Annotated in this window: 11 protein-coding genes; 9 read left to right on the plus strand and 2 right to left on the minus strand. The window is 59.1% G+C overall.

Features of this window, described 5'->3' with window-relative positions:
- Positions 1–38: 38 nt before the first annotated feature.
- On the minus strand, positions 39–1,076 hold the full coding sequence (locus tag ACUY3D_RS03645) for an NHL repeat-containing protein (RefSeq protein WP_193629898.1): 1,038 nt from the start codon (positions 1,074–1,076) through the stop codon (positions 39–41).
- Between the two features lie 69 nt (positions 1,077–1,145).
- Between ACUY3D_RS03645 and ACUY3D_RS03650 the strand changes: the two genes are divergently transcribed.
- The 9 genes from ACUY3D_RS03650 to ACUY3D_RS03690 all read left to right on the plus strand — a co-directional run bounded on the left by ACUY3D_RS03650 (position 1,146) and on the right by ACUY3D_RS03690 (position 10,725).
- Entirely contained in the window at positions 1,146–1,997 is an 852-nt protein-coding gene (locus ACUY3D_RS03650; RefSeq protein ID WP_448240355.1) for an undecaprenyl-diphosphate phosphatase, read from the plus strand.
- A gap of 97 nt (positions 1,998–2,094) precedes the next feature.
- Complete coding sequence (gene mshC / locus ACUY3D_RS03655; RefSeq protein ID WP_448240356.1) at positions 2,095–3,339, plus strand: cysteine--1-D-myo-inosityl 2-amino-2-deoxy-alpha-D-glucopyranoside ligase; 1,245 nt, start codon at positions 2,095–2,097, stop codon at positions 3,337–3,339.
- A 24-nt stretch (positions 3,340–3,363) separates the two neighbouring features.
- Positions 3,364–3,747: a hypothetical protein gene (locus tag ACUY3D_RS03660; protein WP_070520547.1), complete on the plus strand. Its 384-nt coding sequence runs from the start codon at positions 3,364–3,366 to the stop codon at positions 3,745–3,747.
- Positions 3,748–4,473 (plus strand): HAD family hydrolase, encoded by a 726-nt coding sequence (locus tag ACUY3D_RS03665; RefSeq protein WP_070520544.1) that lies wholly within the window; start codon positions 3,748–3,750, stop codon positions 4,471–4,473.
- Between the two features lie 103 nt (positions 4,474–4,576).
- Positions 4,577–4,840, plus strand: a complete 264-nt coding sequence (locus ACUY3D_RS03670; RefSeq protein WP_070520541.1) for a phosphoribosyl-ATP diphosphatase — start codon at positions 4,577–4,579, stop codon at positions 4,838–4,840.
- A gap of 58 nt (positions 4,841–4,898) precedes the next feature.
- Positions 4,899–5,744, plus strand: coding sequence for an ATP phosphoribosyltransferase (hisG, locus tag ACUY3D_RS03675; RefSeq protein WP_070520538.1), 846 nt, complete (start codon positions 4,899–4,901; stop codon positions 5,742–5,744).
- 91 nt (positions 5,745–5,835) lie between these two features.
- On the plus strand, positions 5,836–7,368 hold the full coding sequence (gene aspA, locus ACUY3D_RS03680; protein ID WP_070520535.1) for an aspartate ammonia-lyase: 1,533 nt from the start codon (positions 5,836–5,838) through the stop codon (positions 7,366–7,368).
- A gap of 309 nt (positions 7,369–7,677) precedes the next feature.
- Positions 7,678–8,985, plus strand: a complete 1,308-nt coding sequence (locus tag ACUY3D_RS03685) for an anaerobic C4-dicarboxylate transporter (protein ID WP_448240357.1) — start codon at positions 7,678–7,680, stop codon at positions 8,983–8,985.
- 72 nt (positions 8,986–9,057) lie between these two features.
- The gene (locus ACUY3D_RS03690; RefSeq protein WP_448240358.1) at positions 9,058–10,725 is read left to right on the plus strand and encodes a formate--tetrahydrofolate ligase; all 1,668 of its coding nucleotides are present in this window, start codon (positions 9,058–9,060) and stop codon (positions 10,723–10,725) included.
- 27 nt (positions 10,726–10,752) lie between these two features.
- Here ACUY3D_RS03690 and ACUY3D_RS03695 read toward each other — a convergent pair whose 3' ends face one another.
- Positions 10,753–11,556, minus strand: a complete 804-nt coding sequence (locus tag ACUY3D_RS03695; RefSeq protein WP_250223870.1) for a RecB family exonuclease — start codon at positions 11,554–11,556, stop codon at positions 10,753–10,755.
- Positions 11,557–11,562: the final 6 nt, after the last annotated feature.

Below are 11,562 nucleotides of genomic sequence, written 5' to 3' on the forward strand. Positions count from 1 at the left end.
CCTTTGGAAAGTTGAGGCTGAAGGGGGGGACTGAAATACTAACGCGGGGATTTCTCGAGCTGTGGATCAGAAATGAATTGGAGCCCGTCGCCAGAAGCGGAGGCGGCGACAAGGGTGCCGTCGCCAAGCACGGCAACATTGCGCGCATCCGCCACCGTATCCATGGTGCCGACGTTCTCCGGGACACCCGCAGCGATGGTGTAGGCGTGGAGGAGGTTGTTGTCTGTAGTCGTCGCCCACGCTAGCTTGCGCCCGGCGTCCCAAGCCACACCCCACGGCGTGCCATCGGTATTGCCGTACTGGTGCAAGCGGATGACGTCGCTGGCGGTGTAAATGGCGATGCGCTTGCCGACGGTATCCGAAGCCACAACCACGGCGCCCTCGCCGCCTGCGATCTGACCTACACCTTGGCCCACGCGAAGGCGTCCGCCTGCACGCTCCTTCTCCCAGTCCAGCGATTGAATCGTGGAGTCTTCCCTCAAGACACGGACGATGCCGTCGGCGCCATCCGGATTAGGCACGGAGATGAGCTGATCCGAGCCTGCTTCCACAGTGATGCCGGTAGTGCGTTCGCCGTCTAGGTACACGCCGATGGTGGTGGAGTCCTTCGAGCCAACGAAGACTTCGCCACTGGAGGCTTCCGCAGCCACCGTCACCGGTTGCTCCTCTTCCACAGCCAATTCCTGCGGGGAATCCGGCTTGAGCGGATCAATGAGCATAACGCTATCCCCGCACGCTAGAAGGAAGTGCTTCTCAGAAGCGGTGAGGTCACCACATTTCTCGCCCACGGTAACCTGCGCGGACTTTTTGCCTTCAAAGTCCGCAGCTGAACCTACCGCGAGCGAGTCCTCGGTGCGCACGGCGAGGATGTCGCCGACGGCTGCGAGGTCTGTCGCTGCATCGAATGGCACGACGTTACCCACCGGCTTCTCGGATGCCGGGGAGGACGCGGGCTCGGCCTTGCCATAGACCGCCGAGTCGGGGTCCCCGCCAACCCCGACCGTGGGATTACAGGCGGCAAGCGCGCATGCGCTGGAAAGGAGGGCAAAAGAAAGCAGGACTCGACGCGTTTTCACGATCCCTCATCCTAGCAGCCAGCGTGGTGGAAACAGGAAGCGATGGGACTCCCGAGTAGGCTATCGCGGGTGACTACAACAGCTACAACTGAAGCCATGACATGGCTGCAGGTCATCGTCCTGTCTCTTGTCCAAGGCCTCACCGAATTCCTGCCCGTGAGCTCGTCTGGGCACTTGCGTATCGTCTCCACTCTTTTCTGGGGACAGGATGCCGGTGCTTCCTTCACCGCTGTCATCCAGCTAGGCACCGAGCTGGCGGTGATCGTCTACTTCGCCGGGATGATTTGGCAGATCCTGAAAGGCTGGTGCGTGGGCCTCGTGCACAAGGACCAGCGTGGTCAGGATTATCGAATGGGTTGGATGGTCATCGTTGGCTCAATTCCGATTGGCATCCTGGGAGTGCTGGGGAAAGACCTGATTAGGGATAATCTGCGCAACCTATGGATTACTGCTTCCATGCTCGTCCTGTTTTCCTTTGTGTTCATCCTGGCAGAGCGCGTGGGTAAGAAAACCCGCAGCTTCGACGAGCTCACGATGCGCGATGCCATCGTTATGGGACTATGCCAATGCCTAGCACTCATCCCTGGCGTCTCACGCTCCGGCGGCACCATCTCCGGTGGCCTCTTCCTCGGCCTCGACCGTGAGGTGGCCACGCGCTTTAGCTTTCTTTTGGCTATTCCGGCGGTGATGGTCTCGGGGCTGTTTTCGCTCGGCGACGCTTTCGGTCCCACCGTGGGACAATCCGCCACCGGCGCCCAATTACTCGTTGGCACGCTCATCGCCTTCGTTGTGGGCTATGCATCTATCGCCTGGCTGCTGAAGTTCGTGGGCAGCCACTCCTTCGAGTGGTTCGCCGCTTACCGCATCCCCGTCGGCCTGATCGTCATGCTCTTGCTGGGCCTTGGCGTGCTGGCCGCGTAGGAGGTGAAGAGGCCCAGCCCCGCAGCATCCTGCGATACACAGCCCTGTGCCCGGCCATGCGCCCGCGTCGGAGGCAGCACACGTTAGGATTGTGGGCATGCAATCTTGGCCTGTCCCGCACATCGATTCCGTCCCTGGCGCTCCGTCGCCGCTTCACCTCTATGACTCCGCTGATGAAGCGGTAAAGAAGCTCGACATCAGTGGGGAGACTGCCACCATGTACGTCTGTGGCATCACCCCATATGATTCGACCCACCTGGGCCACGCCGCGACCTATCTGACCTTTGATCTGATTTACCGCCAGCTGCTGGATAACGGCTACAAGGTGAATTACGCCCAAAACATCACCGATGTGGATGATCCGCTCTTCGAGCGCGCGGAGCGCGATGGCGTGGATTGGCGCGAGTTGGGCACCTCCCAAATCAACCTTTTCCGCTCAGACATGGAGCTGCTCTCCGTGTTCCCCCCGGATCACTTTGTGGGGGCGATGGAGGCCATCGACGAGATTACGGAGATGGTGCAGGCGCTTCTCGACGCCAATGCGGCCTACGTCGTCGACGATCCGGAGTACCCGGATATTTATGCCTCCATTGAGGCCTCGAAGAACTTCGGCTACGAGTCGAATTACTCCCGCGAGCAAATGGAGACCTTCTTTGCCGAGCGCGGTGGCGACCCTGATCGCCCCGGCAAGCGCGATCCTCTTGACGCTCTGATTTGGCGCGCGCACCGTGAAGGCGAACCGGCCTGGGATTCGCCTTTTGGTCCGGGCCGCCCTGGATGGCATATTGAGTGCTCCGCCATCGCAACCAACCGGCTTGGCTCCAGCTTCGATATTCAAGGCGGCGGTTCGGACCTGAAGTTCCCGCACCACGAATTCTCCGCAGCGCACGCAGAAGCAGCGCTCGGCGTGGAGCGCATGGCGCAGTCCTACGTACACACCGGCATGATCGGCTTGGACGGAACCAAGATGTCCAAGTCTTTGGGCAACCTCGTGTTCGTCCACAAGCTCGTGGAGGCGGGCGTCGATCCCTCGGCGATTCGCTTGGGCGTCTTCGCTGGCCACTACCGTGCCGACCGTGACTGGTCAGATGACGTTTTGCGCACTGCGCAGGAGCGACTCCAGCGATGGCGCGAAGCTTTAAGCCATCCGGGCACGGTGGAGGAAGTCAAGGAGGTGATTCAGCACCTGCGGTTGGCGTTGGCTGATGATCTCGATACTCCGCGCGCCATTGCGGTTCTCGATGAATGGGCGAAGAAGGCTCCAGAATCCGGGGAAGCAACAGAAGAGGCATCCGATTTGCTGCGCTCCGCAGTTAATTCCTTGCTGGGCGTGCGCCTCTAGGTAACTTCAGGCATGATTTAGCTCATGACGATTCGTGCAGAATTCCAGCCCACCGTTGATGAGTTCATGTCCAACCTACAGTCCTTCGCTACCGGGGATTACCTCAAGGAAGAAGAAAAGGAATTCTGGGAAGCCCCGTTTGATGCCGCGGTACTCCCACGCCTTCGCACTATCTTGGAGTCCTTCCTCGACGATATGGATAAGCTGCCGGATGACCCTGAAGGGTCACTCCTGAGCGCCGCGGTACGCCCCACCGTGGACAAGCTCGCGGCCTTCAACCAAGAAAACGCAGATGCAGTGCTGGAACCGGAGGAGAAGGAAGAGCTCACGGAGCTTATTCACTCCGCCTCTGCGGCAACCGGTGCGGACGATGAGGCACTCGCGCAGCTTCCGGAGCTGGACTTCTAAGTGACTGACCACGCAACTTCCGCTTTCACTACCCGTCCAGCAGCAATCTTTTGGGATATGGACGGCACACTGACCAACTCCGAGCCCCTGTGGGAAGAGGCCACTTTTTATCTCTCTGAAACACTGGGGCGCCGCTTAACACCCACGGAGCGCTTGGCCACGGTTGGCGCTACCTTCGAAGACACACTCAGCATCTGTGCGCACAAAGCAGGCGTTACGCTTCAGCCAGGAGATAACGAACGCTATCGTGCGCTCATGTTCGATTACGTCAGGTCCCTTTTTGCCCAACACCTGGAGATTTTCCCGGGGATTCCCGAGCTGCTCGACGAACTCAAGGGCCTGGGAATGCCGATGATCGTGACCACAAACACGGAACGATATGTGGCTGATTCCGCGATTGCGGCCTTAGGCCGCGAGTACTTCGTCGACACGATTTGCGGTGACGAAGTACCCCAAGGCAAACCTGCCCCCGATATGTATATCGAGGCGGCGCGTCGAGTGGGTGCCGATCCACGGGACTGCCTTGTATTTGAAGACTCTGCGGCAGGTATGCGCGCGGCTGTCGACGCCGGGTGCACCGTCATCGGACTGCCGGAGGGAGACCACGTCGCGGTGCCCGAGCAAGCCACCGAAATTACTGACCTCCGGGGCTCTGCTCACCGTCATCTGAAGGGGGCGACGGCGGCCAATGTTCACGAGTGGTTTAGCCGGTTGCGCGCCGACTAGACGTACCGATTTCAGTTGCGCATCATGTCAGCCGGCTTTGCGTAACTGAGAATTTCGGCCGACTAGCAGAATTTTATGCAGCGGTGTGGAAGAATAAACCACCGTGAAGAATTTTGAGAGCCTATTTGAGGAACTGTCCCAGAAGATCGCCGAACGCCCTGAGGGCTCCGGCACCGTGGAGTCTTTTGACAAAGGCATCCACCATCTGGGCAAGAAGATCATCGAAGAGGCTGGCGAAGTGTGGATCGCCGCGGAATACCAGTCTGATGAAGAGCTCGCTGAGGAGATGTCACAGCTGCTGTATTGGCTCCAGGTTATGGCCCATAAGCGTGGCCTGAAGCTCGAAGACATTTACACCTACCTTTAATCGGCCATAAAGCCGTCCCACCATTCACCGTATTCAGCGTAGAAAGCACCACACACTGATGATCAAAATCGCCGTCCCCAACAAGGGATCGCTGTCCGAGGCAGCCCTTGAAATCCTCAAGGAAGCCGGCTACAAGGGCCGCGGACACAGTAAATCGCTCAACGTCGTGGACGAGGAGAACGGAGTCGAGTTCTTCTTTCTGCGCCCAAAGGATATCGCTATCTACGTGGCACAAGGCGTCTTGGATCTGGGAATTACTGGTCGAGACTTAGCGCTCGATTCCCGCGCGAAATTCAATGAAGTTCTAGCACTCAATTTTGGCGGCTCGACCTTCCGTTACGCCGCACCAGCAGGGGAGCAGTGGGACGTCGCCAAGCTGCAAGGCAAGCGCATCGCCACGTCCTATCCCAACGTGGTGCGCGATCACCTCGCTGCCAATGGAATCGATGCAGAGGTTATCCGCCTTGACGGTGCAGTAGAGATTTCGATTCACCTTGGAGTCGCGGACGTCATTGCCGACGTTGTCTCCACAGGAGCCACCCTCCGCCAGCAGGGGCTTGAACCCTTCGGCGACCCCATCGTCTCCTCGGAGGCCGTGGTGATAAAGCGTGAGGGAGAAGACGTCACCGCTGATGAAAACGTTGTGCTTAGCCGCATTCGAGGAATCCTCAATGCGCGCCACTACGTCATGCTCGACTACAACGTGGCAGAAGAAAAGCTGCCAGACGTCGAGGCAGTGACCCCTGGGCTTACAGGACCGACCATCTCTCCCTTGGCCCGTGAAGGGTGGGTTGCCGTGCGCGTCATGGTTCCCCGCAAACTGGCCAACCAAGTTATGGACAGCCTCGAAGAGCTCGGGGCAGAGGCAATTCTTGCCTCGGATCTTCGGATTGCCCGCTTTTAGGGGGAGATTCCAAACATTTTATTCGGGCTCCTAGCTACGATGGGGACTGACCATCATCGTTCTTCGATTTTTATGCAAGGAGTCAGCCCCGATGGCAAAGACAACTAAGAAGGATGCACAAGCAGAGGCCAAAGAGACCAAGGATGTAAAGTCCCAGGTCGAAGAAAAGGCCACCAACAAGTCTTCGAAGTCCGCCTCTAGCAAGAAGACGCGTACTGAGACTGACCTTCTCGGCTCCCTGGAAGTTCCGAACGATGCGTACTACGGCGTTCACACGCTCCGCGCTATCGAAAACTTCCAGATTTCCTACGTGACCATCAACACCATCCCGGACTTCATCCGCGGCATGGTCCAGGTCAAGAAGGCCACCGCTATGGCCAACCGCCGCCTGCACGTTCTTCCGAAGAAGAAGGCAGAAGCAATTATCTGGGCTTGTGACCAGATTCTGGAAGAAGGCCGCTGCATGGACCAGTTCCCGCTGGATGTCTTCCAGGGTGGCGCTGGCACCTCGCTCAACATGAACACCAACGAGGTTGTGGCCAACCTGGCGCTCGAGCACCTCGGTGAGGAAAAGGGTGCCTACGACATCATCAACCCGAACGATGATGTCAACATGTCCCAGTCCACCAACGACGCGTACCCGACCGGCTTCCGTCTCGGCATCTACTACGCGATGGAGGACCTCATTGAGCGTATCGACGCGCTGCAGGCTGCATTCCACGCCAAGGGCAATGAGTTCGTTGACATCCTGAAGATGGGCCGCACCCAGCTGCAGGACGCAGTGCCGATGACCCTGGGTGATGAATTCAAGGCCTTCGCTCACAACTTGGCCGAAGAGCAGGCCATCCTGCGTGACGCCCAGAAGCGCCTGCTGGAGATCAACCTCGGCGCAACCGCCATCGGTACCGGCGTGAACACCCCGGCTGGCTACCGCCACCAGGTCACCGCAGCACTGTCTGAGGTGACGGGCCTTGAGATCAAGACCGCCCGCGACCTCATTGAAGCAACCTCCGACTGTGGCGCCTACGTGCTTCTGCACTCCACCATTAAGCGCGCAGCGATGAAGCTGGCCAAGATCTGTAACGACCTGCGCCTGCTGGCCTCTGGCCCGCGCGCCGGCCTGGCAGAGATCAACCTGCCACCGCGTCAGGCCGGTTCCTCCATCATGCCGGGTAAGGTCAACCCGGTTATCCCGGAGGTTGTCAACCAGGTTTGCTTCAAGATCTTCGGTAATGACCACGTAGTCACCATGGCTGCCGAGGCTGGTCAGCTGCAGCTCAACGTCATGGAACCGGTTATCGGTGAGGCACTGTTCCAGTCCATCCGCATCATGGGCAACGCCGTCGACACCCTGCGTGAGAAGTGCGTCGTGGACATCACGGCTAACGCTGATGTTTGCCGCGCGTACGTTGAGAACTCCATCGGTATCGTCACCTACCTGAACCCGTTCATTGGTCACCACAACGGTGACATGATTGCTAAGGAGTCCCTCAAGACCGGCAAGGGCGTCAAGGAGCTCGTTCTGGAGAAGGGCCTGCTCGATGAGGAGACCCTTAACAAGGTTCTGTCCGTTGAGAACCTCATGCACCCGGAGTTCCGCGGTCAGCTCTACATCGATGAATAAACCTTCGTCAGCACCAGTGTTGTAAATACGCTCTGCTGTTTCGTCCACGCCCGTACTGCCTCGCTGAAGGTGGTACGGGCGTTTGGCTGTTTTCAATCCGACTGATGCTGCCGACACCCTGGATACCCCGATGGGGGTGCAGTGGTTGGCATCGGTGTGTAAACGGACACAATCGGGCCTGGATTCTCGCCAAAGCCACATAAATAGGGCAGAATTAGAACTGTCAGTTGTCGCGCCCAGGTCGTGTACTGACCACAGCGCGAATTACCACCCATACTGCAGTTCACCTGCACATATTGGAGTTACATAATGGTTGTTGTGCACATCATTATCGTCCTTGCGGCGATTTATCTCGGTGCCCGAATTGGTTCGATCGGTATTGGTATGGCCGGCGGCTTGGGCGTTCTACTACTCGGCCTCACCGGTGTCCCCGTAACGCGTGAAGACATCCCCTTTGATGTCATTGGCATCATCATGACCGTGATCGCCGCCATTGCTGCCATGCAGCGTGCTGGCGGTATGGACTATCTGGTCTACCTTGCCGAAAAGTTTCTTCGCAAGAACCCAAAGAGGATCACGTTCTACGCACCTATCGTTACGTGGTTGATGACCGTTCTGGCAGGCACCGGCCACACGGCGTTCTCCACGCTCCCGGTTATCGTTGAGGTAGCGAAGGAAGGCAAGGTTCGTCCTTCCCGCCCGCTTTCGATTTCCGTCGTAGCCTCGCAGATGGCAATCTGTGCCTCACCTATTTCCGCAGCCGTTGTTCTGTTGGCTTCGCTGCTGGAGCCGATGGGCGTGGGCTATTTGCAGATCCTCGCGGTCCTTATTCCGGCTACGTTCCTCTCCATTTTCCCTGCCGCTTGGGTAGCAAACCGCTCGGGCGCAGAACTCGAAGATGACCCCGTTTACCAAGAGCGCAAGGCCCAGGGCTTGGTGAAGCTGCCGCAGGGTTGCCAGAACTACGCTCCGGCACAAGGTGCAAAGACCTCGGTCATCATCTTCCTAGTCGCCATCGTCATCGTGATGCTGTGGGCCACCCTTACCTCATCCCAGGTGGGTCTTATCGAGGAACCGACGCTGCCGCGTAACGAGGCCATCATGACAGTGATGCTCACCGCCGCAACACTCATCGTCATGGTCACCAAGGTCCCCGCCGGCGACGTTCTCAACACGCCTGTCTTCAAGTCGGGTATGTCCGCCTGTATCTGCGTGCTCGGTGTCGCATGGTTGGGTACCACGCTGATCAACCACTACATGGAGGACATCCAGGCCATCTCCGGGTCCATCATTGAGTCCGCCCCGTGGCTGCTGGCCATCGTGCTCTTCTTCGCTGCGGCGCTCCTGTACTCGCAGGCCGCAACCACTAAGGCTCTCATGCCGGCAGCCCTGGCCCTCGGCGTCAACCCGCTTACCGCAGTGGCTGCCTTCCCAGCAGTGTCCGCGCTGTTCATCCTGCCGACGTACCCGACCTTGTTGGCGGCCGTCGAAATGGATGACACTGGCTCGACTCGCATTGGCAAGGCTGTCTTCAACCACCCGTTCATCATTCCAGGCACTGTGAGCATCGTCTTGTCGGTCCTCCTGTGCTACGCCTTTGGCGCAGTCCTTATCTAGCATCACCTAGCATCATTTAGAAATAATTTGATGTTGCTTAGCGCGCTTCTTTAGCGCGCTAAGCTGGAGAGCATGACTACGCAACCTTCTGATGTTGATATTGCTCAAGCTCACCAGCTCGAACCGATTACGGATATTGCTGCACGCGCAGGCATTCCGGAGACGGCTCTTATTCCTTATGGGCAAAGCAAAGCCAAAGTGGATATCACTCGAGTTGGGGATACTCCCGCAGATGGCAAGTTGGTCCTCGTCACCGGCGTCTCACCGACGCCAGCTGGCGAGGGTAAATCTACTGTTCTTATCGGCTTGACCGACGCCCTCACGCAGCTGGGCAAGAAGGCTATCGTCGCCCTTCGCGAGCCTTCCCAGGGCCCTGTCATGGGCATCAAGGGAGGCGCCGCGGGTGGCGGCTACTCTCAGGTTGTCCCAATGGAGGACATCAATCTCCACTTCACCGGTGACTTCCACGCTATCGCCGCGGCCACCAACACCTTGGCCGCCATCATCGATAACCACATCCACCAGGGCAATGCGCTCAACATCGATCCGCGCCGCATTACCTGGCAGCGCTGCGTTGACGTCAATGACCGTGCCCTGCGCCACGTTGTTACCGGGCTCGGTGGCCCCGCCCACGGCGTGCCGGGGGAGACTGGGTTCACCATTACGGCGGCGTCGGAAATCATGGCCATCCTCGGCCTCGCAACCGACTTGGCAGACCTAAAGAAGCGTCTCGGTGACATCACTGTGGGCTACACCTACGACCAAAAGCCAGTAACCGCCCGCGAGTTGGGAGCAGAAGGCGCACTAACAGCGCTCATGCGTGATGCCCTGAACCCTAACCTGGTCCAGACCCTGGGCGGCACCCCTGCCTTCGTCCATGGCGGCCCCTTCGCCAATATCGCTCACGGCTGCAACACGCTGCTGGCAACCCAGACTGCGATGCGCTTCGGTGACATTGTCCTCACGGAGGCAGGCTTCGGCGCGGATCTCGGCGGCGAGAAATTCATGGACGTCAAGTCCCGCTTCGGTGACCTTGACGTCGCCGGCGCCGTCGTTGTTGCGACTATCCGCTCCCAGAAGTATAACGGCGGACAGCCGCGCGAGGAGCTCACTACCGAGAACCTGGAGGCGCTAAAGAAGGGCGTGGTGAACCTCGAGCGCCACGTTGAGAACGTGCGCAAGTTTGGACTCAAGCCAGTGGTCGCTCTCAACCTCTTCTGGAGCGATACCGAGGCCGAGCGCGAGTTCATGCGCCAGTGGGCCGCCGATTTCGACGTCGCGCTCGAGGAAGCAGAAGTGTGGGCCAAGGGCGGAGCGGGAGCAACAGCGCTGGCTGAGCGCCTTCTGGAGAATCTTTCCGAGGGTAACTCCCACCAGCTCTATGATCCCGCTGAGGGCATCGAGGCCTCCATCGACACCATTGCTAGGGAAATCTACCGCGCCGAGCGGGTGGAGTACTCGTCTAAGGCGCTGAAGGATTTGAAGTACATCAAGGACAACGGTTGGGAGGAGTTCCCAGTCGTGATCTCGAAGACTCAATATTCCTTCTCGGATGATCCGAGCCAGCTCGGCGCCCCGGAAGGCCACGTCCTTCATGTCCGCGAGCTGCAGCCCCGCACAGGCGCTGGCTTCATTGTGGCGCTGACCGGCGACGTCATGACCATGCCGGGTCTACCGAAGAAGCCCGCGTCCAACAACATCGATGTTGCTGCGGATGGTTCCATCTCTGGCCTGTTCTAAGCCGCGGCTCGCTCTTCGGGGCGCCGTCTACGAGGCCCGGTCCGGCCACCCGGGGTACTCGGGTGGCGTGCCGCCGAAGGCGGGGCATAGGTCTTGGAAAGAACACCAGCCACAGAGCTTCGAGGTCTTGGGCCTGAAGTCACCGGACTTGCCATCGCCTTCGATCTTGGCCCAGAGCTCACCCAGGTCGCGCTCGAAGTACTCGAGCTCCTCCGGCCCCGGCGTGAGGAACATCGAATCCAGGACCTTGAGGTACATCAGCCGCAACTGCGTGGGGATGGTGCCGAGCAGCCGCCAGTACACCAGCGCGTAGAAGTTCATCTGGAACTGCGCGTCCTGGGAGTAGCGGGGGAGCGGCTTCTTACCGGTTTTATAGTCCACCACGCGTACCTCGCCGGTGGGAGCAACATCAACGCGGTCGATGAACCCACGGACGGGCACGCCGTTGGGCAGAACTGTATCGACGTACATCTCGCACTTGTGGGCGTCGAAGCCTTGGGGGTTTTCCATCTGGAAGTAGCCCTTAACCAGCTCGCGCGCCTCGACGAAGAAGTCCAGTTCTTCGGGCTCCGGCACCAAATCACGCAGCTCGGGGTCTTTGTCCAGCATCACCGCCCATTCGGGCTTGATCATTTTCACCGCGGCCGGGTACTCACGTTGCTCGCGGGGCAGCTGGTGCATCTTTTCTAGGACTGCGTGGACCAGCGTTCCCTTCACCTGGGCCTTCGTCTTGGGCTCGGGCAACTTGTCAATAGCCCGGAAGCGATAGAGCAGCGGGCATTGTTTGTAGTCGGAGGCACGGGAAGGGGAGAGGGCTAGTCGTTTCGGCATAGTGCT

Source organism: Corynebacterium guaraldiae (assembly GCF_053480195.1).